The organism is Citricoccus sp., assembly GCF_032154715.1.
Classification (GTDB): Bacteria; Actinomycetota; Actinomycetes; order Actinomycetales; family Micrococcaceae; genus Citricoccus.
In genome coordinates, this window is sequence record NZ_JALDXU010000005.1 from 22,070 (window position 1) to 47,217 (window position 25,148).

The 25,148-nt window shown below is 68.2% G+C and carries 22 protein-coding genes; 11 read left to right on the forward strand and 11 right to left on the reverse strand.

What is annotated here, in order from left to right; genetic code table 11:
• Nucleotides 1-18 precede the first annotated feature (18 nt).
• Genes RUH65_RS01785 through glyA form a run of 6 tightly spaced genes read right to left on the reverse strand, consistent with a single transcriptional unit; the run spans nt 19 to nt 7,989 of the window.
• Nucleotides 19-1,467: an L-serine ammonia-lyase gene (locus RUH65_RS01785; protein WP_313815478.1), complete on the reverse strand. Its 1,449-nt coding sequence runs from the start codon at nt 1,465-1,467 to the stop codon at nt 19-21.
• Entirely contained in the window at nt 1,464-2,084 is a 621-nt protein-coding gene (locus tag RUH65_RS01790) for a sarcosine oxidase subunit gamma family protein (RefSeq protein WP_313815479.1), read from the reverse strand. Before RUH65_RS01790 ends, RUH65_RS01785 begins: the two co-directional genes overlap by 4 nt.
• On the reverse strand, nt 2,077-5,016 hold the full coding sequence (locus RUH65_RS01795; protein WP_313815480.1) for a 2Fe-2S iron-sulfur cluster-binding protein: 2,940 nt from the start codon (nt 5,014-5,016) through the stop codon (nt 2,077-2,079). Before RUH65_RS01795 ends, RUH65_RS01790 begins: the two co-directional genes overlap by 8 nt.
• Nucleotides 5,013-5,378 (reverse strand): sarcosine oxidase subunit delta, encoded by a 366-nt coding sequence (locus RUH65_RS01800; protein WP_313815481.1) that lies wholly within the window; start codon nt 5,376-5,378, stop codon nt 5,013-5,015. Before RUH65_RS01800 ends, RUH65_RS01795 begins: the two co-directional genes overlap by 4 nt.
• Before the next feature lie 24 nt (nt 5,379-5,402).
• Nucleotides 5,403-6,620, reverse strand: coding sequence for a sarcosine oxidase subunit beta family protein (locus RUH65_RS01805; protein ID WP_313815482.1), 1,218 nt, complete (start codon nt 6,618-6,620; stop codon nt 5,403-5,405).
• Nucleotide 6,621: 1 nt separating this feature from the next.
• The gene (gene glyA, locus RUH65_RS01810) at nt 6,622-7,989 is read right to left on the reverse strand and encodes a serine hydroxymethyltransferase (RefSeq protein WP_313815483.1); all 1,368 of its coding nucleotides are present in this window, start codon (nt 7,987-7,989) and stop codon (nt 6,622-6,624) included.
• Nucleotides 7,990-8,166: 177 nt separating this feature from the next.
• On the opposite strand from glyA, the gene RUH65_RS01815 reads away from it, so the two are divergent.
• The 5 genes from RUH65_RS01815 (at nt 8,167) to RUH65_RS01835 (ending at nt 13,947) form a co-directional block, all read left to right on the forward strand.
• Nucleotides 8,167-8,826, forward strand: coding sequence for a GntR family transcriptional regulator (locus RUH65_RS01815; protein WP_313815484.1), 660 nt, complete (start codon nt 8,167-8,169; stop codon nt 8,824-8,826).
• A 110-nt stretch (nt 8,827-8,936) separates the two neighbouring features.
• Nucleotides 8,937-10,763, forward strand: a complete 1,827-nt coding sequence (locus tag RUH65_RS01820; RefSeq protein ID WP_313815485.1) for a BCCT family transporter — start codon at nt 8,937-8,939, stop codon at nt 10,761-10,763.
• Nucleotides 10,760-11,614, forward strand: a complete 855-nt coding sequence (locus RUH65_RS01825) for a creatininase (RefSeq protein WP_313815486.1) — start codon at nt 10,760-10,762, stop codon at nt 11,612-11,614. The genes RUH65_RS01820 and RUH65_RS01825 overlap by 4 nt, the downstream gene beginning before the upstream one ends.
• Nucleotides 11,615-11,743: 129 nt before the next feature.
• A complete protein-coding gene (locus RUH65_RS01830; protein WP_313815487.1) occupies nt 11,744-13,000 on the forward strand; it encodes an aminopeptidase P family protein in 1,257 nt (418 codons plus the stop codon).
• A gap of 110 nt (nt 13,001-13,110) precedes the next feature.
• A complete protein-coding gene (locus tag RUH65_RS01835) occupies nt 13,111-13,947 on the forward strand; it encodes an IclR family transcriptional regulator (RefSeq protein ID WP_313815488.1) in 837 nt (278 codons plus the stop codon).
• A 130-nt stretch (nt 13,948-14,077) separates the two neighbouring features.
• On the opposite strand, the gene RUH65_RS01840 is transcribed toward RUH65_RS01835, so the two are convergent.
• Nucleotides 14,078-15,250: an aminotransferase class I/II-fold pyridoxal phosphate-dependent enzyme gene (locus tag RUH65_RS01840; protein WP_313815489.1), complete on the reverse strand. Its 1,173-nt coding sequence runs from the start codon at nt 15,248-15,250 to the stop codon at nt 14,078-14,080.
• A gap of 344 nt (nt 15,251-15,594) precedes the next feature.
• Here RUH65_RS01840 and RUH65_RS01845 point away from each other — a divergent pair, with 344 nt between their 5' ends.
• Nucleotides 15,595-16,974: an MFS transporter gene (locus tag RUH65_RS01845; protein ID WP_313815490.1), complete on the forward strand. Its 1,380-nt coding sequence runs from the start codon at nt 15,595-15,597 to the stop codon at nt 16,972-16,974.
• A 46-nt stretch (nt 16,975-17,020) separates the two neighbouring features.
• Here the strand turns inward: RUH65_RS01845 and RUH65_RS01850 are convergent, their stop codons facing one another.
• Nucleotides 17,021-17,686, reverse strand: a complete 666-nt coding sequence (locus RUH65_RS01850; RefSeq protein WP_313815491.1) for a GntR family transcriptional regulator — start codon at nt 17,684-17,686, stop codon at nt 17,021-17,023.
• Nucleotides 17,687-17,783: 97 nt separating this feature from the next.
• Here RUH65_RS01850 and RUH65_RS01855 point away from each other — a divergent pair, with 97 nt between their 5' ends.
• The 4 genes from RUH65_RS01855 (at nt 17,784) to RUH65_RS01870 (ending at nt 21,179) form a co-directional block, all read left to right on the forward strand.
• Entirely contained in the window at nt 17,784-18,932 is a 1,149-nt protein-coding gene (locus tag RUH65_RS01855; RefSeq protein ID WP_313815492.1) for a 4-oxalomesaconate tautomerase, read from the forward strand.
• A 67-nt stretch (nt 18,933-18,999) separates the two neighbouring features.
• A complete protein-coding gene (locus RUH65_RS01860; protein ID WP_313815493.1) occupies nt 19,000-19,473 on the forward strand; it encodes a hypothetical protein in 474 nt (157 codons plus the stop codon).
• Nucleotides 19,474-19,499: 26 nt separating this feature from the next.
• The gene (thiD, locus tag RUH65_RS01865; RefSeq protein WP_313815494.1) at nt 19,500-20,345 is read left to right on the forward strand and encodes a bifunctional hydroxymethylpyrimidine kinase/phosphomethylpyrimidine kinase; all 846 of its coding nucleotides are present in this window, start codon (nt 19,500-19,502) and stop codon (nt 20,343-20,345) included.
• Between the two features lie 93 nt (nt 20,346-20,438).
• A complete protein-coding gene (locus RUH65_RS01870; RefSeq protein ID WP_313815514.1) occupies nt 20,439-21,179 on the forward strand; it encodes a DsbA family oxidoreductase in 741 nt (246 codons plus the stop codon).
• Between the two features lie 112 nt (nt 21,180-21,291).
• On the opposite strand, the gene RUH65_RS01875 is transcribed toward RUH65_RS01870, so the two are convergent.
• From RUH65_RS01875 to RUH65_RS01885, 3 genes are all read right to left on the reverse strand, one after another.
• On the reverse strand, nt 21,292-22,536 hold the full coding sequence (locus tag RUH65_RS01875) for an MFS transporter (RefSeq protein WP_313815495.1): 1,245 nt from the start codon (nt 22,534-22,536) through the stop codon (nt 21,292-21,294).
• 280 nt (nt 22,537-22,816) lie between these two features.
• Complete coding sequence (locus RUH65_RS01880; RefSeq protein WP_313815496.1) at nt 22,817-23,959, reverse strand: histidine kinase; 1,143 nt, start codon at nt 23,957-23,959, stop codon at nt 22,817-22,819.
• A gap of 91 nt (nt 23,960-24,050) precedes the next feature.
• A complete protein-coding gene (locus RUH65_RS01885) occupies nt 24,051-24,272 on the reverse strand; it encodes a hypothetical protein (RefSeq protein ID WP_313815497.1) in 222 nt (73 codons plus the stop codon).
• A gap of 155 nt (nt 24,273-24,427) precedes the next feature.
• Between RUH65_RS01885 and RUH65_RS01890 the strand changes: the two genes are divergently transcribed.
• A complete protein-coding gene (locus RUH65_RS01890; RefSeq protein WP_313815498.1) occupies nt 24,428-25,120 on the forward strand; it encodes a response regulator transcription factor in 693 nt (230 codons plus the stop codon).
• The last annotated feature ends 28 nt before the right edge of the window (nt 25,121-25,148 follow it).

Here is a 25,148-nt window from a genome sequence, read left to right on the forward strand (position 1 = left end):
TCACGCCTCAGGCCGGGCTCAGCACTCGGGGAGGTTCACGGCCACATTGACGGCCAGCCCGCCGCGGGAGGTCTCCTTGTACTTGGACATCATGTCCCGGCCCGTGTCCCGCATGGTCATGATGGCCTCGTCGAGGCTCACGCGGTGGGACCCGTCCCCCGCCAGGGAGAGTCGGGCGGCGTTGATGGCCTTGACGGAGGCAATCGCGTTGCGCTCGATACAGGGGATCTGCACCAGACCGGCGATCGGGTCGCAGGTCAGCCCGAGGTTGTGCTCCAGGCCGATCTCCGCGGCGTTCTCCACCTGCTCCGGGCTGCCGCCCAGCACTGCACATAGTCCGGCGGCGGCCATGGAGCAGGCCGATCCGACCTCGCCCTGACAACCGACCTCCGCCCCCGAGATCGAGGCATTGCGCTTGAACAGGGTCCCGATGGCCCCGGCGGTGAGCAGGAACTCCTCCACCCGGTCATCGTTGCACTCGCGGAACATGTCGAAGTAGTGGAGTACGGCGGGGATGATGCCCGCGGCTCCGTTGGTGGGGGCGGTGACCACGCGGCCGCCGGAGGCGTTCTCCTCGTTGACGGCCAGGGCGAAGAGGTTCACCCATTCCATGGCCCACAGGGTGTCCTTGGTGTCCCCCTTCGACTCCTGCTCGCGGAGCCGGCGCCGCAGCCCGGGGGCCCGTCGCTTGGCCTCCAGCCCGCCGGGCAGGACCTCCTCGGTCCGGCTGCAGCCGTTCTCCACGCATTCCTGCATGACGGCCCACACCTGCAGCAGCGCGCTGCGGATCTGCTCGGCGGAGTGCCGCGTGAGTTCGTTGGCGTGCATGACCTGCGCGATCGACAGCCCTGACTCGCGGCACCGCTGCAACAGCTCATCGCCGGTGGCGAACGGGTACGGCTCAGGGACCTCCGGCTCGGCATCGGCCGGGTTGGAGAGGTCCTCCGAGGTCACCACGAAGCCGCCGCCCACGGAGTAGTACTCCTGCGAGGCCAGGACACCACCGGCGCTGCCCCGGGCGGCACCGTCCTCGACCCCGGTTCCGGCGGCCGCTGCGGCCTCCTCGGAGGAGTAGGCGGTGAGGCGCATGCCGTTGGGGTGGCCGGGCAGCGACTCCCAACCGTTGAGCACCACGTCCTCCGCGGAGAAGGCCACCTCGTGCGTTCCGTCCAGTCTCAGCCGCCCTGAGTCCATGGCCTCTGCCACCACCCGGGGCGCCTCGTCTGCGCCAACGGACTCCGGGTCCAGCCCCGCCAGGCCCATGATCACGGCGTGGTCCGAGCCGTGGCCCCTGCCCGTGGCGCCGAGGGATCCGAACAGCACTGCCTTGACCCGCACCACCTCGTCGAGCCGGCCGGTCTCGGCCAGCGATCGGGCGAAGAGCCGGGCGGCCCGCATCGGTCCCACGGTGTGGGACGACGACGGCCCCAGACCGATCGAGAAAAGGTCCAGCACGCTCAAGGTCACAGCACATCCTCCTGACGGAACTCCGCCATGGAGTCCACCAACCAGCGTACGAGGAACTCGGAGAAGGATGCACGCGGGTAGACGCGGAACTCCTGCTCACCGGAGCGGTGCAGCAGCACCGGGACCGGTCCCACCGCCGTCACGATCGCCTGGCCGACGGGGAAGGAGCGCGGATGCAGGTCCGCCTGGCACCCCTTCTCCAAGACCTCCCGGGCCGAGGAGCCGGCCAGCACGAGGATCGTGCGGTTGGCGGAGAGGTCCAGGGCCTGGCCCGGCAGTCCCTCGAGGGCGGCCTCCAGCGAGTCCGCGTCACCCGGGCACTGTTCCCGGGAGACGTCCACCACGAGGAACTCGTCCGGGGACAGCCACAGCACGTGCTGGCCGGAGGCGTCCCCCGTGCTCTGGCCGTGGCCGGCCGGGAGCCTGACGCCCAGGACGGCTTCCAGGGCCCGTGCGGACTCAGAGTCCGGCGCGGCGCGCAGGCCGATCTGGACGGCGAAGGGCAGCTCACGCAGGGAGACTGCGCGGGCACCGGTCACCTCGGCCTCCGCCATGAGGGACTCCAGGTGGGCCGCCGGGGAGGTGCGGATCGATCGGGTCATCAGGTTCTCAGCCATCACGGCGGGTCCCTTCGGGGTCGTAGAGGATGGACGAGGCGATCTCCACCTCGACGTAGTTCTTGCCGTCCGGACCACCGGCGCCGATCGGTGAGCGCACGATCTCGCCGATGCGGTTGCGGCCGTTGTCCACGAGGGCCAGACCGAAGGGCCGGCCCAGCGCGGGCGAGTTGTAGGAGGAGGTGACGTGGCCGATCATCGGGACCGGGCCGGCGTCGGGCGTCAGCGGGGTCCCCGCCGTCACCAGCTGGGCGCCCTCCGCGAGGCGCGTGGTGCCGTCCACGGGCAGCACACCCACCAGGTGGCGGCGGTCCTCGCGGGCTGTGTGCGCCCGGGAGAACGAGCGGTTGCCCACAAAGTCCTTCCGCGTGGACACCGCCCAGCCCATCCCGGCGTCCTGCGGGGTCACGGTGCCGTCCGTGTCCTGGCCGATGATGATGAGGCCCTTCTCGGCGCGCAGCACGTGCATGGTCTCGGTGCCGTACGGGGTGATCCCGAACTCGGCACCGGCCTGGGCCACGGCTTCCCACGTGGACAGGCCGGAGAAGGCCTCCACGTTGATCTCGAAGGCGAGTTCGCCGGAGAAGGAGATGCGGCAGATCCGGGCGCGGGTCCCGTTGGCCAGGGTGGTCTCGCGGAAGGCCATGAACGGGAACGCCTCGTTGGAGACGTCCAAATCTGGGGCCACCCTCGCCACCACGTCGCGGGACCTGGGCCCGACGACGGCGACGGTGTTCCACTGCTCGGTCACCGAGGTGAACACCACGTCCAGTCCCGGCCACTCGGTCTGGTGCCATTCCTCCAGCCAGTCGAGGACCTTGGCGGCCCCGCCGGTGGTGGTGGTCATCAGGAACCGGTCCTCGGCCAGGCGCATGGTGACGCCGTCGTCGAAGAGCATGCCGTCCGCGGAGCACATCAGCCCGTAGCGGCCCATCCCCACCTTCAGCTTGAAGAAGCCGTTGGTGTAGATGCGGTTGAGGAACTCGGCGGCATCCGCCCCGCGGACCTCGATCTTGCCGAGGGTGGAGGCGTCCATGAAGCCCACCGAGTCGCGCACCGCGGCGCACTCGCGCAGCACGGCGGCGTCCATGTCCTCCCCGTCCTGCGGGAAGTACCAGGGCCGCTTCCACTGACCCACGTCCTCGAACAGGGCGCCGGCGGCCTCATGCCAGGGCTGGATCGAGGTGACGCGGGCCGGGTCGAACAGCTCTCCGCGGCGGCGGCCGGCCACGGCGGCGAAGGCCACGGGAGTGAACGGCGCACGGAAGGTGGTGGTCCCGATCTCCCCGAGATCGCCCTCGTTCAGGGCGGCCGCGATCACCCCGATCGCGTTGACCCCGGAGGTCTTGCCCTGATCATTGGCGGTGGAGATGGAGGTGTACCGCTTGACGTGCTCCACCGAGCGCATCCCGGCGCCCGTGGCCCGCAGCACGTCCGCCACGGTCTGATCCCGCTGCAGGTCCACGAAGTGGGTGTCCCACCCGGCCGGCTCCCCGGTCAGGGCCGGGGCGAGCCACACGGGCCGGACGGCTCCGGGAGCTCGGGACGCCGGGGCGCTCGGCACCAGCAGCGGGGCGGAGGAGCCGGTGGCCCGCGCGGCCTGGTGACCGGACTCGGCCCCCTGGGACAGGGCCTCGCCCAGGGTCACGGCCCCGGTCAGGGCGCCCGCGGTGAACTGGTTCTTGACGCGGGCGGACGGCACGAAGGCCGCGAGCTCGCGGTTCCAGGCGATCCTGCCCTGGCGCTGGCTGTGCAGGTGGACCACCGGGGAGTGCCCGCCGGAGACGGCGAGGAGGTCCACGTCCAACTCCTCGGGGTCACCGGCGATGGCGCCGGACTCATCCAGGGCTGCCACGGTGACGCCGCTGATCCGGCCGCCGGGGCCGTCTCCTGCCGTGTCCACCACGGCGGCGCCGAAGACGCCGCGCACACCGGTGGACTCGAGGACCTCCAGGGCCGTGGCGGAGGCCTCCGGCCGGGAGTCCGCCACGGCCACCACGCAGACCCCGGCGTCATGCAGGTCTTCCACGAGGGAGTAGGCGGAGTCGTTGGTGGTGGCCACCGCGACCCGCTCGCCGGCGAGGGCCGCGTACCGGTTCAGGTAGCTGCGCACGGCCCCGGCGAGCATGATGCCCGGGCGGTCGTTGTTGGCGAAGACCAGAGGACGCTCGTGGGCGCCGGTGGCCAAGACCACCTGGCTGGCGCGCACGTGCCAGATCCGCTGGCGGGACACCCCGGGCCGCTCACGCGCCGACAGGTGATCGGTGCGCTGCTGGACGGCCACCACGAAGTTCTCGTCGTAGCTGCCGAAGGCGGTGGTGCGGGGCAGGTAGGTGAAGTCCTCGGCGACGGCGAGGCGCTCGAGGGTGGCGGCCGCCCACTCGCGGGCGTCCATCTCGTCGATCGTCTCGGTGCGGCCGGAGAGCAGCGACCCTCCGGGGGCGGGCTGGTCGTCCATGAGGATGGTGCGGGCACCGGACTTCCCGGCCTCGCGGGCGGCGGCCAGGCCAGCCGGTCCTGCGCCCACCACGAGGACGTCGGCGTGAACATACTTGTGGTCGTAGACCGCCTCATCCTTCCTCGGATCCAGCACGCCGAGTCCGGAGAGGTACGTGGCGTTCAGCCCCTCGGTCAGCCCGACCGTGGTGGCCGGCAGCATGGACTCGTCCACGTGCCCGGCGAAGCGGGCGGCCACGGTGACGAGGGCGTTGGGCTCCTCGACCCCGGCGGACAGGATCCCGCGGGCACGGCCCAGGTACAGGGAAGGCCCGCAGTCGAGGCGGCCGTTGGCGACGAGGGCGCTGGCGAGGGTGTCCCCGGGGTGGCCGGTGTACTGGGTGCCGTCCACCGTGAAGGTGGTCTCGCGGGTGCGGTCGATGCCGTGGCCGGGGGCGCGTCCGGCCTCCAGGCGCCGGGTGTTGGCGGTGCTCACTGGTGGCCTCCGTGATCGGTGTTCGGGCTGGCGGGGCTGGAAGGGGTGGTCCGGGTGGAGTTGCCGTGGCCGGGGTCCGGGAGGTCGCCGGCCTCGGGCCGCGGCGAACCGGCCGGGTAGGTCGCGGCGAACGCGTAGGTGTGGGTGTCCCGCAGGGCGTTGAACCACTTGCGGCACCCGCCGCCGTGCTGCCAGCGCTCGGCGAACAGCCCCTTGGGGTTGTCCCGGTAGAACAGGTACTCGGCCCAGCCCCGGTCATCCAGAGAGTGCGGGTCCTCGGGGTAGGCGATGTGGGCCTGACCCCCGTAGTGGAATTCGGTCTCGTTGCGCGGCCCGCAGTGCGGGCAGTCGATCAGCAGCATGATTCTTCTCCTGCCTATACCTTCCTAGTGGGCCACGGCGGCGGCGCCGTGCTCGTCGATGAGGTGTCCGGTCTCGAAGCGGTCCAGCGCAAACGGGGCGTTCAGCGGGTGGGCCTCGTCGGTGGCGATGGTGTGAGCGAACGTGTAGCCGGAGGCCGGGGTGCCCTTGAAGCCGCCCGTGCCCCAGCCGCAGTTGACGTACATCTGGTCGATCGGGGTGGTGGAGACGATCGGCGAGGCGTCGAAGGTGGTGTCCACGATCCCGCCCCAGGTACGCAGCAGGTGCGCCCGGGCGAAGATCGGGAACAGCTCGACCGCGGCGGCCAGCTGCTCCTCCACCACGTGGAACGCGCCGCGCTGGCCGTAGCCGTTGTAGGAGTCGATCCCGGCACCCATGACCAGTTCGCCCTTGTGCGCCTGGGAGACGTACACGTGGACGTGGTTGGACATCACCACGGTGGGGTGCACCGGCTCGAAGAGCTCGGAGACGAGCGCCTGCAGCGGGTGGGAGGAGATCGGCAGGCGGAACCCGGCCAGCTCGGCCAGCACCGAGGAGTGGCCGGCAGCCGCGAGGGCCACCTTGCCGGCGTTGATGCGGCCGCGGGAGGTCTCCACGCCCACCACCCGCTCGCCGTCCTTGACGAAGCCGGTGACCTCGCAGTTCTGGATGATGTCCACACCCATCTCGTCGCACTTCCGGGCGAAGGCCCAGGCCACGTGGTCGTGCTTGGCGATCCCGGCGCGCGGTTGGTAGGTGGCCCCCATGACCGGGTAGCGGATGTCGTCCCCGATGTTGATGATGGGGCAGGCCTCCTTGACCTGCTGCGGGTCCAGCCACTCCGCGTCCACGCCGTTGAGCACATTGGCGTTCACGCGGCGCTGAGACTCGCGCACGTCCTGCAGGGTGTGCGCCAGGTTCATCACGCCACGCTGGGAGAACAGGAAGTCGTACTCCAGCTCCTCCGGCAGCCCCTCCCACAGCTTGAGGGAGTGCTCGTAGATCGCCGCCGACTCGTCCCACAGGTAGTTGGAGCGGATGATCGTGGTGTTGCGGGCCATGTTGCCGCCGGCCAGCCAGCCCCGCTCCAGGATGGCGATGTTGGTCATGCCGTGTCTGGTCGCCAGATAGTAGGCGGTCGCCAGGCCGTGGCCACCGCCGCCGACGATCACGGCGTCATAGCTGGGCTTGGGGTCAGGGTTGTGCCACAGGAAGTCCGGGTGCTCTGGAAGCTTCTCGGCCATGTCAGGCCCCCTTCGGGGTGAGGAGTTCGGTCATGTTCGGGTACAGGGGGTGGGCGGCCGCCAAAGCGCGGACCCGCTCGCGCAGGCCGGTCACCACCTCGTCCGATACCCCGACGCCGGCCCCGGCACCCGCCGCGCCGGCGGCACCGGCGATCAGGGTCTCGGCGATGACGTCCGCGACCTCGCGGAAGGCCTCCTCACCGAAGCCGCGGGTGGCCAGGGCGGGGGTGCCGATGCGCAGCCCGGAGGTGACCATCGGCGGGCGCGGGTCAAAGGGCACGGAGTTCCGGTTGATGGTGATGTCCACGGTGGCCAGCAGGTCCTCGCCCTGCTGGCCGTCCAGCGGGGAGTCCCGCAGATCCACCAGGACCAGGTGCACATCCGTGCCGCCGGTGAGGACGGTGATCCCGTGCTCGGTCACGTCCGGGCGGGTGAGCCGCTCGGCGAGGATGCGCGCCCCGGCCAGCGTCCGCTCCTGGCGGTCCCGGAATCCCTCGGAGGCGGCGATCTTGAACGCCACGGCCTTGCCGGCGATCACGTGCTCGAGCGGCCCGCCCTGCTGGCCGGGGAAGACGGCGGAGTTGACCTTCTTGGCGATGTCCGCGTCATTGGTCAGGATGATGCCGCCGCGCGGGCCGGCCAGGGTCTTGTGCGTGGTGGAGGTGACCACGTGGGCGTGCGGGACGGGCGAGGGGTGCAGGCCCGTGGCCACGAGCCCGGCGAAGTGGGCCATGTCCACCATCAGGTAGGCGCCGACCTCGTCCGCGATCTCGCGGAAGCGGGCGAAGTCCAGTTTGCGCGGGTAGGCGGACCAGCCGGCCACGATCAGCTTCGGGGAGTTCTCGCGGGCGAGGCGGGCCACCTCGTCCATGTCCACCTCGAGGGTGGACTCGTCCACGCCGTACGCCACGATGTTGTAGAGGCGGCCGGAGAAGTTGAGCTTCATGCCGTGGGTCAGGTGGCCGCCGTGGGCCAGGTTGAGCCCGAGCACGGTGTCCCCGGGGCGGATCAGCGCGTGCATCACGGAGGCGTTGGCCTGGGCTCCGGAGTGCGGCTGGACGTTGGCATACCCGGCGCCGAACAGGTCCTTGACCCGCTCGATGGCCAGGGACTCCACGGCGTCCACATGCTCGCAACCACCGTAGTAGCGGCGGCCGGGATATCCCTCCGCGTACTTGTTGGTCAGCACCGACCCCTGGGCCTGCATGACGGCGGCGGCGGTGTGGTTCTCGGAGGCGATCATCTCCAGCCCCTCGCGCTGCCGTCCCAGCTCGGCGTCGATGTGGCCGGCGATCTCCGGGTCCAACTCGGCCAGGTCAGCAGTCAGTTCGGTGGGGACGGTCAGGACGGACTCACGGGTCTGGGTCACGGTGCCTCCTATGGCGGTGCTGGAGAACTCCGGGGAGCTCTGAAAGACAACTGATATATCAAGCTGCGACCAAGCGTATGATGGGGATCACAGGCCGTCAAGGCCCCCCTCGAATTCGCGCCACCACGGCTCACCGCACACCGGACACCTGACCAACCGATAACCCCGGAGGACACCATGAGCATCGCAACGGACCTCGCCAGCCCAGAGCTCTCCCTGGCCGAACAGGCGTACCGCACCCTCCGGGACCGGTTGATCATGCTGGACATCGCTCCGGGGGACCCGCTCCAGGAAGTCCAGCTTGTCAGCGAGCTCGGATTCGGACGAACGCCGCTGCGAGAGGCCCTGAAGCGGCTCGAGACCGACCACCTGGTGGTGTCCTATCCACGCCGAGGCACCTTCGCCACCCGGGTGGACATCACCGAGCTGGCCGCCGTCTCCGAGGTGCGCCAACTCTTGGAGCCCCTCGCCGCGCGGAAGGCGGCGGAGAACGTGGACGCGGAAGCTCGGGACGCCTTGAACCGGGCCCGGAGCGGCATCGACCAACTGGGATCCGAGTCCTCATACCGGGACGTGATGGCCCTGGACCTGGCCGTCCACCGGCTCGTCTACCGCACCGCGGGCAACCACCACCTCGAGGAGTCACTGATCCGCCTGGACAACCTCGCCACCCGGATCTGGTGCGTGGTAGTGGACCGACTCCCGGACGTCGCGGGGCACATTCGCGAACACCTCGGCCTGCTGGACGCAATTCTGGAGGGAGACGCTGGCCGCGCGGAGTCGATCGCCGAGGAGCACGTGCGCCACTTCGACGCGGCGGTCCGTAGCGTCATCTGAGATCCACGGGCCTCCGGGGTTGACTGTGATCTGGGCCACTGTCATTCTTTAGCGCAACACAGTTGCCCAAGATGCAACAGTCCTCGAACGCCTCCCTGAAGGATCTCGACATGCCCCAGCCCGAGAGCAGCGACCCCGGCATTGCCAGTGCCCCCGCCCGCACGGCCGCCACCCCGGTCCCCGCCACGGAGGACAGCCCGGCGGCCGCCGGCGAACGGACCGTCACACTGCCCCGCTTCCGCGGCCGGATCATTCCACCGCTGGACCGGGCGATCATCATGATCCTGCCGCCGGTGCTGATCATCGCCGCCGTAGTGATGGTGACCGTCAATCCCGGTGGCGCGGCCGAGGTCATCGGCCGCCTGCGGACATTCGTCACCGGCGGCTTCACCTGGTGGTTTGTGATCTACGCGCTGATCGCCGTCGTCGTCTGCGCCTGGCTGTGCATCAGCAAGGTCGGCCGGGTGCGCCTCGGCGGGCCCAGGGCCCAGCCGGAGCACAACCAGTTCGCCTGGTACTCCATGCTTTTCGCCTGTGGCCAGGGGATCGGCCTGATCTTCTGGTCGCTGGCCGAGCCGATCCTGTTGCGCGAGGGCACCCCGGTCATCCCGACGAATGACAACCCCGGCGAGGGTGGCGTCGTCTGGACCTACTTCCACTGGGGCCTGACCGCCTGGGCCATGTATTGTGTCGTCGCCGTCTGCCTCGCATACTCCCACCACAACTTGGGCAAGACCCTGACGTTCCGCGAGGCGACCGTGGACCTGCTGCCGAAGCGCGCCCAGCGGCCGGCCGGCGTCGTGATCGAACTGCTGGCGATCATCGCCACCGTGCTCGGGCTGGCCACCTCCTTCGGCTTCGCCGCCATGCAGTTCACCTCCGGCATGACCAATGTCCTGCCCTTCGGCACCAGCCCGCTGGTGTGGGCGCTCGTCATACTCATCCTGGCGGTACTGACGTCCGTGTCCGCCTTCCTCGGCGTCAACAAGGGCATGAAGCGCATCTCCGAGGCGAATTCGGTTCTGTCCATCGTGCTGGTGATCGGTGTGTTCGTCTTCGGCCCCACGGTCTACATCCTGTCCAACATGTCCCAGACCTTCGGCTCCTTCTTCCAGCACTTCATCCCGATGAGCTTCTTCGCCGGCGCCGAGTCCGCCGGCGCCCCGCTGGCCGACTGGTCGGACAGCTGGAATGGCTGGTGGACCGTGTTCATCTGGTGCTGGGTGATCGCCTTCTCGCCTTTCGTGGCCGGCTTCATCGCCCGCATCTCCCGCGGTCGCACCATCCGGGAGTTCGTCCTGGGCGTGACCATCATCCCGTCCCTGATCGTCATGGTCTGGGTGGGCATCATCGGCTCCGCCGGCATCCACTACGACAACGAGACCGGCCAGATCTCCACCGACGCCGCCGCGGACACCTCCTCCGCCTTGTTCTCCATGCTGGAGATGCTGCCCTGGATCGGCACGCTGATGGTCGTGGTCGCCACCGTCCTGGTGGCCACCTATTACGTGACTTCCCTGGACTCGGGCACCTACGCCCTGGCCGAGTTCGTCTCCGCACCGAAGAAGTCCGGCCCGTGGTTCCGCGTGGTGCTGGTGGCCTCCATCGCCACCGTGGCCCTCGTACTGCTGTCCATCGGCGGCGTGGACGCCGTGGACACCGTCCAGACCGGCACGATCATCGGCGGCTTTCCGTTCTCCTTCGTGATCGTGCTGATGATCATCAACCTCATCCGTCGGCTGCGCTCCCGCGATCGCGAGGTCCGGCAGTTGGAGAAGGACATCAACGACCCAGGACCCCGGGCCGAGGACGAGCTGTGCGACGAGGACGGCATTCCCCGTCCCGATCCGCGCCGCGGCGTGGGTCAGGGGACACTGACCGACGTCCAGGATCCCTCTGGCCACGGCACCCGAACCCAGAGGAGGCCTCAGCGGTGACCAGCACCCCCACCCCCCCGTCCGCGGGACAGACGGCCGCAGAGCCCACTCGACTGGCCCACCTCGATGCCCACACCTACCGGGAGTGGGCGGCAGGGGAGCAGTCCACCGTGATCCTGCCCGCCGGGGCCTTCGAGCAGCACGGCCCCCACCTTCCCCTGGGCACGGACTCCATCCTGTCCTCGACCATCGCGGAGGCGGTCGCCTCCCGGATCGGCGCGAAGGTGGCCGAGCCGCTGTCCTACGGCTACAAGTCTCAGCAGAAGTCCGGCGGCGGCGATCACCTGGCCGGGACCGTCAGCCTCGACGCCGCCGCTCTGATCGCCCAGGCCCGGTGCATCATGGCCGGATTCCTGGCCCAGGGCGTGCGTCACCTCGTGGTCCTCAACGGGCACTACGAGAACTACCAGTTCCTCTACGAGGCCGCGGATCTGGCGCTCGGAGACCTGTGCTCCGCGGGGCCCGACGCCGGCCCAGTCGCGCCGGCGATCCTCCTGCTCTCCTACTGGGACTACGTCACCGAGGACACCCTGGAGACGGTCTACCCGAACGGCTTCCCCGGCTGGGACATCGAGCACGGCGGGGTTCTGGAGACCTCGCTGATGCTGCACCTGCACCCCGGGCTCGTGGCCATGGACCGCGCCGTAAGCCACCCGCCGGCGGCACTACCCCGCTTCGACCGACTGCCCGTGGTGCCCTCCCGCACCCCGGAAACGGGATGCCTCTCTTCCCCGGACGGCGCCGACGCATGGAAGGGCTCCCTCCTGTTCGACCAGGTCACGGCGGAGTTGGCCGGGGATCTGGCGGCCGAGTTCGGCCTGCCCACACGGGAAATTACTAAGGCCTCTTGACGTGACCCCCGGCACATCACAAAATGAATGCAACGCTGTTGCGTTGAACGCAACCCGCTAGGCGGGATAGCAATGACACCACCCGAACACCACGACCGACTGCGGTCGGCATGCCTTCAGGAGCACACCATGAGCACCACCTCTACCACCGCCCAGTCCGTCTCCGACCTCGAGCGCCTCAAAACCCTGCACAACGGGTCCAAGCAGTCCCTGACGTTCTCGGACGCCGAGTTCGAGCGACGCCTGGCCGGCCTGCGCCAGATCATGGCCGAGAAGTCCATGGACGCTGTGATCCTCACCAGTTACCACGGCATCAAGTACTACTCGGACTTCCTTTACACCACCTTCGGCCGCAACTATGCCCTGGTGGTCACCGCGGACAACTCCACCACCATCACCGCCAACATCGACGCCGGGATGCCCTGGCGTACCAGCTACGGCGAGAACATCGTCTACACGGACTGGAAGCGGGACAACTTCTTCTACGGCCTGCAGGAGGCCCTGAAGCGGGACGGCGTGAAGGCCTCCCGCCTCGGCGTCGAGGACGACTTCCTGCCCGGCCTGACCCGCCAGCGCCTCCAGGATGCCTTCCCCGGCGCCGAGTTGCTGGACGTGTCCCAGGACGCCATGCGCCAGCGCATGATCAAGTCCGCCGAGGAGATCGAGGTCATCAAGCACGGTGCCCGCATCGGCGACCTCGGCGGCGAGGCCATCAAGGCGGCCATCCGGGAGGGCATCACCGAGTACGAGGTCGCCCTGATCGGCACCGAGGCCATGGTGCACGAGATCGCCAAGACCTTCCCGCACCGCGAGGTCCGGGACACCTGGGTCTGGTTCCAGTCCGGCATCAACACGGACGGCGCCCACAACTGGGCCACCACCCGCCAGTTGCAGCGCGGGGACATCCTGTCCCTGAACTGCTTCCCCATGACCTCCGGTTATTACACCGCCCTGGAGCGCACCCTGTTCCTCGGTCAGCCGGATGAGCGCAGCCTGGAGCTGTGGAACGTCAACGTGGAGGTGCACCGCGCCGGCCTGGAGTTGATCAAGCCCGGCGCGGTCTGCAAGGACATCGCCCACGCATTGAACGAGATCTACATCGGCCACGGGCTGCTGCCCAACCGCACCTTCGGTTATGGCCACTCCTTCGGTGTCCTGTCCCACTATTACGGCCGCGAAGCCGGTCTGGAGCTCCGTGAGGACATCGACACGGTCCTGGAGCCGGGCATGGTGGTCTCCATGGAGCCGATGATCACCGTCATGGACGGTGAGCCGGGCGCCGGCGGTTACCGCGAGCACGACATCCTGGTCATCGGCGAGGACGGCGGCGTGGAGAACATCACCACGTTCGGTTTCGGTCCCGAGAACAACATCATCGACGCCTGAGCGCCCCGCGGGCACCCGCCCGTACCAGCACCGCGGCCCGGGTCCCTGCAGGGGCCCGGGCCGTGGCATGGTGGGACACAGAGACCGCCACACGTCCCAGGAGGACCACCATGGGCACCACCAGCACCACGCCCGACGCCGGCCGCACCGGTTCCGAAACAGCGTCCGGTGACGCCGTGGCCGAGACCGGCGGCGGAGCGCGCGGCGCCTCCGTGATCGTCAACGTCCTCCAGGTCATCCGCTGCTTCACGGTGGAGGAGCCGGTCCTGGGCGTCACCGAGATCGCTGCCCAGGTCGGCCTGCACAAGTCCAGTGTCTCCAGGATCCTCGCCACATTGGAGCAGGAGAAAGTGGTCGAGCGGGACGAGGCCTCCCGCAAGTACCGCCTGGGCCTGGGCCTGATCGCCGTGGCCGGTCCCCTGCTGGCGGGCCTGGATGTCCGTCGCATCGCCATGGACGATCTGCGCGAGCTGTCGGAGACCACCGGGGAGACCACCGCTCTCAACATCTGGGACGGCTCCGCCGCCGTCACCGTGGAGCAGGTCCCCAGCCGCCGCCAGGTCAAGCACACCTCCGTGCTGGGCAGCCGGTACGCCACAGGTCTCAGCGCGAGCGTGCAGGTGCATCTGTCCCATGAATCGCCCGAGGGGGTGCGGCAGCTGCTGGAGGACGAGGCACTCCAGTTCGATAGTCCGCCGGACGCCGACGCCTACCTCGAACGCCTCGCCGAAGTCCGGCGTCGCGGCTACGCCGTCAACTACTGCGAGACCTTCGAGGACGAGGTGGGCGTCGCCGCACCGGTGTTCGATCACCGAGGGCACGTCGTGGCCTGCGTGTTGGTCGCTGCGCCGTTCTACCGGGTCCCGGAGGCGTCCGTGGCCGCCCTTGCCTCGACGTGCCGGAACACCGCCCGGAGTATCTCAGTGCGCATGGGGGCACCGGCATGAGCATGTGCCCCTCCGACTCGGCATGAGTCGTAGTGGCAGGCCAGGTGCGAGCAGACTGCCAGACGCCGAAGTGGTCACCCTCGCCGGAGTGTGGAACCCGCCGTGGATGCCGAGTTGCCGGGACACCTGCCTAACGGCGCGTCGCCAATGCCTGGCCCATGCGCTCGACAGAGGCCGCCAGGATGGGGCGCGGCGTGGCCAGATTCAGCCGGACATATCCCTGTCCGGCGGCACCACAGGTGGCTCCGTCGTTGACGGCGACGCGCGCGTGTTCGAGGAAGAAGTCGGCCGGCCGCTCCCCCAGCCCGAGAGCGGCACAATCAAGCCAGGCCAAGTAGGTTCCGTGGGGCGGCACATACTCGACGCCAGGCAGATGCTCGGCGAGGAGGCCGCTCAGGAGCGTGCGGTTGCCGTCCAAGTAGTCGAGCACCTCCGCCAGCCAGGGACGGCCTCGGTTGTATGCGGCGGTCGTGGCCACCGCCCCGAGCAGGCCGGCACCGTGTTCCGAAAGAAAAGCGACATCACGCCAACGTTCGGCGTCACTCTCATTGGACAGGATCAGCTGGGCGCACTTCAGGCCGGACAGGTTCCACCCCTTCGATGCCGAGGTAGCCGTGATCGTGTGCCCAGCAGCTGTCGACGAGACTGATGCATAGGGCACATGCCGGTGTCCGCCGAAGACGAGCGGGGCATGGATCTCGTCGGAGAACACCCGGGCACCGTGGCGCTCGACGACCTCGGCGAGGGCGGCCATCTCCTCGAGCAGGTACACCTTACCGATCGGATTGTGCGGGTTGCAGAACACCACCAATCCACCGCCCCCGGCCAGCGCCGCATCAATGCCGTCCAGATCGAGTCTCCATTCACCCAGCGAATCGCGGAGCATGGGCACCTCGCGGACCGAGCGGCCGAGTTGCCCCGGAACCGAGAGGAACGGAACGTGGGCTGGGGTGAGGAGCACGACGTCAGACCCGGGGCGGGAGAAGTGTTCGATGGCCACCTCGAGTCCGCGCAACACGTCGGGCAGGGGCCGCACCATCTCAACGGGGACGTCCCACCCATACACATCGCGATGCCAGTCCGCGCAGGCCTGACGCATCACCAGTTGCTCCGTTGCCGGCAGGTACCCCACCGATCCGTTGCGCACTCGCGCGATGAGGGCTTCCCCGACCTCGTCGGCGATGCCGAAGTCCATCTCTGCGACCGTTGAACCGATCACGCCCGGCGGCGTCGACCACTTCTTGCTGCCCAGGTGACGGAGCTGCTCTTCGGTCCTCCGGGTGGCTTCGTGCAGGGAAGTCATGTCTGTCCTTGGGCGATTGAAGGGAAGCTGAGCACAGGCGGTCGTCACGCCCCCGTGCGAAATGTACTGCTTTACGGTACCCACCACCCACGGAAAGCAACCCCGCCCACACGCTGCTGGAGCCCGTCGAATTGCAGTTCTGGTGGTCGTTTTTGCATCCACGTATCACGGGCCATACCGACAGTTGTCGCTGAGATCCGCACCTGACAGTGCCTCGCCGTGCGCACCTGGACAGGGTGTTGAGTCGAACCCAAGCCTTGACGTGTTCCACCTCACGTTGCCATGCTAGATTCACTCATTGCAACTCAAGTGCATTGAACGCAACATTGAGGATTGGCGCCACCATGGAACATGAAGCCCCCCGGGTCACAGCAGGCGCTGCGGCCACCGCATCGACGGCCGGCAGCCCAGAACCCCGCAACACCCTCAGCGGCCAGACCCACACCCCCGTGGACGCGGCCACCCGCCGGCGCGTGGTGGGGGCCAGCTTCATCGGCAACTTCGTCGAGTGGTTCGACTACGCCATGTACGGCTACCTCGCCGTCACCATCACGGCGGTGTTCTTCCCCGACTCGGACCCGGCCACGGGCCTCATGCTGACCTTCTCGCTGTTCGCCGTGTCGTTTCTGGTGCGTCCCCTCGGCGGCTTCTTCTGGGGGCACATCGGCGACCGCTTCGGGCGCCGGGTCGCCCTGTCCTGGTCCATCCTGCTGATGTCCCTGGCCACCTTCCTCATCGCCCTCATCCCCGGCTACGTCACCATCGGCATCTGGGCGCCGCTCCTGCTGCTCCTGCTCCGTTTCATCCAGGGCTTCTCGGCCTCCGGCGAGTACGCGGGGGCCTCGGCCTTCCTCGTGGAGTACGCCCCGCCGGGGAAGCGCGGCGTCTATGCCGCCGTCGTCCCGGCCAGCACGGCGACCGGCCTGCTGCTCGGCTCGCTGATCGCCACCATCCTGACGGCAACGCTGGACAGCCAGCAGATGACTGACTGGGGCTGGCGGCTGCCGTTCCTGCTCGCCGCACCCATGGGCCTGATCGGCCGGTACATCCGCAGCAAGCTGGAGGACACCCCGGCCTTCCGCGAGATGGCCGTCAAGGATGAGGCCGTCAAGGCCCCCGTGAGCTCCCTGTTCCGCGACCACTGGGCCAGCCTGGTGCAGGCCGCCGGCGCCGTGCTGCTGAACGCCGTGGGTTTCTACGTCATCCTCAGCTACATGCCGACTTACCTGTCGGAGGAGCTCGGCCTCGACCAGACCTCGTCCTACGTCGCCACCACGGTGGCCCTGGTGACCTACATCGGCTTCATCTTCGTCACGGGGGCGCTCTCGGACCGCTTCGGCCGCAAACGGGTACTGATGAGCGCCTCGGTGGCCTTCCTGATCTTCACCATCCCGGCGTTCCACCTCCTGGACACCGGCAACTTCCTCGTGGTCCTCCTGGTGCAGATCCTGCTCGGCGGGATGCTCACCCTCAATGACGGCACGCTGCCGAGCTTCCTGGCCGAGATGTTCCCCACCCAGGTCCGCTACTCGGGGTTCGCCGTGAGCTTCAACCTCTCCAACGCCCTCTTCGGCGGGACCGCACCCCTGGTGGCCACCTGGCTGATCGCCACCAGTGGCAGCGTCATCGCTCCCGGCTGGTACCTGATGGCCGCTGCGGCAGTATCGCTGATCGCCGTCGCCCTGGCCAGGGAGACCAGCAAGCAGCCGTTGAGCATGGAGTGATCACCGGCTGATCGCCCCGTGGCCTGCGGTCGGATGGCCCAGCCCCTCAGGAGCTGAGCCGCACCGATTCCTCGATCGCCGCGCCCACGGACATCAGGTGCTCACGCATGGCCCGCGCCGCCTCCTCCGGCTCGCGCGCACAGACGGCGTCGATGATGGCCAGGTGCTCCGGCAGTGACTGCTGCGAGCGCCCGGGCTTGGCGAACAGACGGTACTGGAAGCGCACGGCCTGGGCGCGGAGCCGGTCAATGGTCGCGGCCGCCGTCTTCTGACCGGACAGGCGGATGAGGGTGGAGTGCAGGTCCGTGTTGCCCTGCGCGTAGGCGGCCTGATCCCCGGCCTCGACCGCTGTTTCCATGCTCCGGCCGATCTGCCGCAGCTCCTCGGCCTCGGCAGCGGTGATGCGGCTGGCCGCCCGTGCTGCACACAGCGCCTCGAGGGCGGAACGGACCTCCACGATCTCGATCGCCTCTTCCACGGGGACGGACCGGACGCGGGCACCGCGGTTCTGGATCCGCTCGACGAGGCCCTCGACCGTCAGCTCGGACAGGGCGGTGCGCACATGGCCGCGACTGGCCCCGTACATCTCGGCCAGGTCAGCCTCGACGAGCCGCTGGTTCGGCACCAGCTCACCGGCGAAGATGGCCGCCCGGATCTGGTCGGCCACGTCGGTCGCGTTCACCGCGGCACTGGCCCGCGTTGCTGTTGCCACTGGAATCTCCCCCGCTCGTCAGCCATGATGGAACTGATTGTAAACAATTTTGTCACAGATAATGCAGGCCGTAGCCGATTTGGTGAAGGAATACCCCGTGAGCACAGACCCCGCCTCGCCCACCACCTCCGCGCACCACGGCAGGGACGACCCTCAGGGAGGGCCCGCCACCGAGGTCCAGTGCATGGTCATGCGCGGAGGAACCTCCAAGGGACTGTACTTCCTGGCCGAGGACCTGCCGGCCGATCCGGTTGCCAGGGATGCCCTGCTGCTCCGGCTGATGGGGTCCCCGGACCCACGGCAGATCGATGGGCTGGGCGGGGCGCACCCGCTGACCAGCAAGGTCGCGGTGGTCTCTGCCCGCGCCGACGGTGGCGTGGACTACCTGTTCCTCCAGGTCTCCGTCGATGAGGCGACCGTCTCCGACCGGCAGAACTGCGGCAACATCCTCGCCGGCATCGGCCCCTTCGCGGTCGAACGCGGCCTCGTCCCCGCCCAGGACGGCACCACCGAGGTGGTCATCCACATGGTCAACACCGGTTCGGTGGCCCGCGCCCGGGTCACGACGCCGGCCGGTCGCGTCGCGTACGAGGGGGACGCGGAGATCGCGGGGGTGCCGGGGACCGCAGCACCGGTGGTCCTGGACTATCAGGGCACCGCCGGGTCCAGTTGTGGGGCCCTGTTCCCCACGGGGAACCGCATTGATAGCTTCGCCGGGGTCGAGGTGACGTGCGTGGACAACGGGATGCCCGTCGTCGTGATCGATGCCGCGGCACTCGGCGTGGACGGGACCGAGGAGCCCGCCACCCTGGAAGCCGATGCCGAGCTGTGTGCCGCGGTCGAGGCCGTGCGGCTCGAGGCCGGCGCCGCCATGGGCCTGGGCGATGTCAGCGAGACCACGGTGCCCAAGGTCTGCCTGGTGGCCCCGGCCCGGAGCGGGGGGACGTTCAACACGCGGTGCTTCATCCCGAAGCGTGTCCATGAGGCCATCGGAGTGTTCGCCGGGGCCTCGGTGGCGGTGGCCTGGCAGGTACCCGGCACCGTGGTGGCGGGTCTGAGCGGTGACCATGACACGGCCGAGACCAGGGTGGAGCATCCCACGGGCCACACGGACCTGGTGGTGGACGTCGACTCGGGGGACGCCTCGGAAGCGGGCCGGTCTTCGGCCTCCGGCGAGCCCACCGTCCTGGTCACGGGCAGCGTGCGCACGGCCCGGAAACTGATGGACGGCATCGCGTTCGCCTGAGCGGCCGGACGTCCCCGCCGGTAGACTGGCACGGCCCCTCCGCCACCGCCACTCCTGGAGCACCGTCATGACCACCCCCATTCCGGTCAAGCCGAGCCGCCGCAAGCGGCCCGCCACCGGACCGCGCCCCCGCCTGAAGATGTCGCTCTACGGCTTCCTCGTGGCCTGGCTGGCACCGAACCTCCTCATGGCCGCGATCGTGCTGGTGCTGAACTTCATCCCAGCACTGCAGGCCTACGGCTCCCTGACTCCGCTGCTGACCACCGTCGGCTTGGCCGGACTGGTCATCGGCCTGCCCCTGTGCCTGCTGGTGAACTGGCTCTTCCGCCACCAGGCCAACCAGTGGATCCATGTGATCGGCTACGCGCTCGTCGGCATGCTCTACGGACTGGCTGTGCTGTTCTCCGGCGTCGGCGGACTGCTGCCCATGCTCATTCCCATCATCGGTTTCCCGGCCGCCATCCTGATGGCCCTGGGCCGCGCCGTGGCCCAGCCGCTGGTGAGGGTCGTCCGTCCTGAGACCACCTCCGCCGCTGCCTGACCCGCCGCCGTCTGCAGGGGATTAACATGGTGCGCATGCCTTCCACTGATCAGTACAACGTGCACACCCCCGCTCTGGCCTTGACCATCGCCGGCTCCGAAGCGACCGGCGGCGCCGGCGCCCAGGCCGACCTGAAGACCTTCCAGGAACTGGGCACCTTCGGCATCGTGGCGTTGACCTGCATCGTCGCCTTCGACCCGAAGGACAACTGGAACCACCGCTTCGTCCCGGTCCAGGCGGACGTGATCGCCCACCAGCTCGAGGCCATCCAGGCCGACTACGCCGGATCCCTGAAGACCACCAAGCTCGGCATGATGGGCTCCCCGGAGACCATCTCCACCGTGGCCGGCGCCTTGAAAAATCAGGACTGGGACCACGTGGTCCTCGACCCCGTGCTGATCTGCAAGGGTCAGGAGCCCGGCCATGCCCTGGACACGGACCGCGCCCTCAAGGCCGAGTTGCTGCCCTTGGCCACCTTCACCACCCCGAACCACTTCGAGTCCGAACAGCTGTCCGGGATCACCGTCCGCACCCTGGATGAGCTGAAGGAGGCGGCGAAGCGCATCCACGAGGTCTCCGGCGCCGTCGTCCTGGCCAAGGGCGGCATGAAGCTCGACGGTCCGGACGCCCTGGACGTGTTCTACGACGGCGCGACCCTCGAGGTTCTCTCCGCCCCCAAGATCGGCGACCACGGGGTCTCCGGCGCCGGCTGCTCCCTGGCCGCCGCCATCACCGCGGAACTCGCCAAGGGGGCCACCCCGCTCGAGGCGGCCCGCCGTGCCAAGGAGTTCGTCACCGAGGGAATCCGCCAGCGCGTCACCGGCAACACGCCGTTCGATGCCCTGTGGCAGGGCGGCCTGCGCCGCGCCTGAGGTGCCCGGCCGGCGTCGTCACCGGACTCCATCTCCGTACCCCGACGCCGGCCGTTCAGGAATACCCCCACCCCACCCCGGGTTGTGCCTGAGGTGAAGATCGAGATTTTTTCCGACGTCGGCTGCCCGTGGTGCTTCATCGGCAAGCGCCGGTTCGAGAGGGCCCTGGATTCGTTCGAGCACCGCGATCGGGTCGAGGTGGAGTGGAAGAGTTTCCAGCTCGATCCCACGCTGCCTGAGCACGATCACCGTAGGGAGATCGACTACCTCTCCGAAGCCAAGGGCATGCCCCGCGAGCGGGTGACCGCGATGCTGGCGCACGTGACCGAGCAGGCCGCCGCCGAGGGGTTGAACTACGATTTCGACCACCTCGTCGTCGCGAACTCATGGAAGGCCCACCGGGTCATCCAGCGGGCCAAGGCGGTCTCGCTGCAGACGGCCGAGGACCTTGAGGAGCAGCTGTTCCGTGCCCACTTCGAGGATGGCAGGAACATCGGCGACGAGGACGTCCTGGTTCAACTCGGCACCGCCGCCGGGCTCATCGCCGAGCAGGTCCACGAAGCCCTGTCCGAGGACCGCTGGGAGACCGCCGTCCAGCAGGACCTCGCCACCGCACAGGCCCTGGGTGTCACCGGCGTCCCGTTCTTCGTGCTCGGACGCAAGTACGGCATCTCGGGTGCCCAGCCCACCGAGGTCTTCACCCAGGCCCTCGAACAGGCCTGGGCGGAGTCCCAGCCGCTGCAGATGGTGCAGCCGGCGGCCGACGGCCCGGAGGGTGCCGGTGGTCAGGAGAGTCTCCACGGGCAGGCCTGCGGCCCCCAAGGCTGCGACTGATCCCCTCTCCCACCTACCCACCCGCCTACCTACCCAACTGAGTCGCACGAATTGGCGCCGACATGCACTGTGGGCGCCAATTCGTGCGACTGAGTTGTTGGCGCTGGGAGGTTCACCCGCGGTGCTGGAAGTCGATGCCCAGTCGGCGTGCGGAAAGGAACCGCCAGGCCAGCAGGATGCCCACCAGCGTCGCCGAGACGGTCATGACCCAGGAGAAGTGCCAACTGCCCGCGGCGGTGGCGATGGTGGCCAGGATGATGGGTCCGACGAAATTGGCCCCGTTGTAGATCTGGACCATCAGACCCATCGCCGCCGCGCCGGAGCCGCCCGGCGGGGCGATGTCCACGGCGATCCGGTTCAGGCTGGCGGGAACGAGGGCGCCGACTCCGGAGAACAGGGTGACGGCAAGGATCTGCACGGCCAGTCCACCCGGCACCCCCGACCAGTCCGGCGCGAAGGTGATGACCGAGGCGACTCCCATGGTGCCCAGGCCGATCAGCACCAGCCGCCGCATAGGAATGCCCCGTTGATGCAGCCGACCGGTGATGATATTGCCGACGCCGTTCACCCCGCCGACGATCGCGGTGAAGATGCCCGGCCAGAGCCCGCCGACGCCAGCCTCGTCAAAGATGGTCGGCAGGAAGCCGATGACCGAACCCCACTGCAGCGTGTAACAGGCGAAGACGAGGCCCGCCATCCACGGCGTCACCGTCTTCACGGTGGCTCCCACACGCCGTGCCGCCAGCCTCACGTTGGAGTCGCGATCTGAGGGCGGTGGTGGCACGAATACCACGATCAGCGGGATGGTTGCCGCGGTGACCACCGCCATCACGACCCACCACACCTGCCAGCTGACACCCGTGAGCAGCAGGGTGGAGGCCAGGACCGCCATGAAGGTGGCCAGCCCCTGGAACGATCCCCACCACCCCATGGCGATGTTCGTTGCGGCGGGTGGCGTGATGAGACGGATCAGGGGCGGCGCCACCACGGTGGCCATCAGGAAGCCCACGCCTTCCAAGGCACGGGTGGCCATCAGGAAACCGGTGGTCTCCGCGAAGGCCCCCGCCAGCGATCCCACGGTCAGCAGGGTCAGTCCGATGAGCAGCGTGCGCCGCAACCCGAGGACTTCTGAGAAGAGGGAGACCGCGAGGCCCAAGGTCATCGATCCGACCTGGACGATGCCCAGCAGAACCCCGGATTCGATGAGGGTCATCCCCAGGTCGGCCTGGACGAACGACAAGGCTTCGGGGAGTTTCCAGATGTGCATGGCCGCAGCCACACCGGCGATCACGATGGCGATCCAGGAAAAGCGCGTGCGTGCGGGCTGTGCGGCGTCCGCGCTAGACGGGGCGTTCATTCTTGACACCCTAATGCGGTGGCCGGATAGCACTGCCTGTGAGACGTGCCCCACCACGGGCGTGCTCCTTAAACACCTGAGAGGCGGTGGCTAAGCCACCGCCTCTCAGCGGATATTGGATTGGTGGGCCCGTATCCCCCCGGGCTTATTCCACCGTCCGATCCGTGTGCACCGTCTCATGGGGCCCTTTCAGGTTAACCCGTGTTGCGACCTGGCTGCCATTGGACCTTTGGCTAGTCTTGTGACCATATATGTGACGCAGATCACATTGGTAGCCTGGCTAGGCATTGGCTCCGTGCAGCGGGACTTCAGCTCGGACCCGCCACCAATGACCGTCTCGCGCCGAGGACATGGTCCCGCCGAAGGCGTCCACGCGGTCCCGCATCCCGATCAGACCGCTGCCGGAGGAGTTCCATCCAGCGCGCGTGGCCGATCCGCTCTCGGGCAAGGTGTTGTCCACAGCGAGCTCCAGTTGTCCATCACGGACATGCACGGCGATACGGCATTCACCGCCCTCCCCGGAATGCTTGGCCACATTGGTGACGGCTTCCTGGAGGACGCGATACAGGGCGGTCTCGACACTCTGGGGGATGTCCTGCTCCAGAGTGTCGGTGTCGACGGTCGTGTAGATCCCCAGGCTTTCCAACATCCGCCCGAACTTCACGGCGCCATACTCGAGGTCCAGCGCGGAGGCCCCTTCACCGAGATCCCGTTGCGCGGATTCGCGGTCGCCGGCCACCAGGCCCTCAGCCTGCAGCAGGGACAACATCCGCCGCAGGTCAACCAGGGCTTCACCAGCCGAGCTGCCGATGACGTCCACTGCGGTCTTGGCGGCCTCATCCGTTCCGGCATAGGTGGCGGCGCGTGCCTGCATCGAGATGATCGTCAGGTTGTGGGCCACGATGTCGTGGAGGTCACGGGCCAGCGAGCGCCGCTCTTCCTGAGCGGCAATCGCTGCACGGCGGGTCGCTTCAGCCAACCGCCGTCGATCTTGGGCACGACGGTCGAGGGACCACCCGATGAAGAACCCGATGCCCCAGGCCGCCAAGATCAGGGGAAGGGTGATCCAGACGACATCGCCGTCGTCCGGTGATGTGACTGGAATAAACGCGGCCCAGACTATGGCAACAGTAAGTGCCATGTAGCTGAAGACCTTCGTTGCCGTGGCGGCCACCACGGCAAGCATGAGCGGTAGAACCAGCATCAAGAAGGCGACAGACCCGCTTTCGCCCACCATGTGACTTGCCAACAGAGCGGGAATCAGTCCGACGAAAGCGTACGTCGTCCGCATCCACAGGACATAGAAGGACAAACTTGTCAGGATATTGACGAGCGAAGTGGCAGGAGAAAGACGGACTTCACCGCCCATCGCTGTCACGACGTCCGAAACCAGAGAAAACGTGATGAAGATGGATACCACCACGAGCAGGATCCGATTCAGAGGCCGCGAATGCCAAAAGCCGGCCGGTTCCGCGGGGGATCCGACCGGCATATCTGGAGTCATGAATTTCTCGTTAGCAGAAGAATCCGAAGGTCATGCACCAAAAGGTCTGAGAACCCGCACCCGCACCCATGGTGGACATTCCACCGGAGGAACCCTTGGAGAGGGGCTGGGTCTTGAGCGTGGGGGACAGCGCTGACGAAGAGGTCGGGGCTTCCGCGGCCGCAGCCGGGGAAACGAGGAGGGCGGAGGAGACGAGCACAGCGGCCGCTGAGGCCAGGAGGGTGCGTTTCATGCCTTCATTATCAACGGCGACTGGGACGTTCTCCACATTAAGAGGACTTTTACAGGGGATTCCTAGGTTGGAGCACGGCGCGGCGCCGAAATCGGCGTCAACGCCGATTCCCCCACGTCAAGCCCTTCTGCCGTTTTCACGACTACGCTGATCCCATGCCTGAATCCTCCCCCTCCCTCTCGGTGTTGATCGTCGATGACCAACCGTTGATGAGCGGAGCACTCAAGATGCTGGTTGAGAACACCGCCGACATGGAGTGCGTGGGCATTGCCGCCAACGGAGAGGAGGCACTGGAGTCCATTCGCGCCGCGCATCCGGATGTGGTGCTCATGGACATGCAGATGCCCGTCATGGGCGGGGTCGAGGCCACGGAGCGCATCACCGCGGAGTTCCCGGGCACCAGTGTCCTGGCCATCACCACGTTCACCTCGGAGCCCTACCTGGTGCCGGCGTTGAGGGCAGGAGCGGCCGGTTACCTGCTCAAGGACGCCGACCCGGAGACGATCATCAGCGCCATCTGGAGCGTGCACCGCGGGGAATCCGTCCTCTCCCCCGCCGTGACCCGCAAGCTGCTCTCCTCCATCGAGGACGACCGCCCCGGCGTCGGGACGGCCACCGTGGCCCCCGGGGACCCGGACGGATCAGACCTGACGCCTCGCGAGCTTGATGTGCTGCGTCTGTTGGCCAGAGGCCGCTCCAACCCGGAGATCGCCGAGGAGTTGCATATCTCCGAATCCACGGTGAAGGCCAACCTGTCCAAGATCATGGACAAGCTGGAGGTCCGGGACCGCGTCCAGGTGATCATCCGCGCTGCGCAGCTGGGACTCGTCACCCTCTCCCTGGGCTGACCCGCCTCCGGCCCAGACCCTGGGCAGC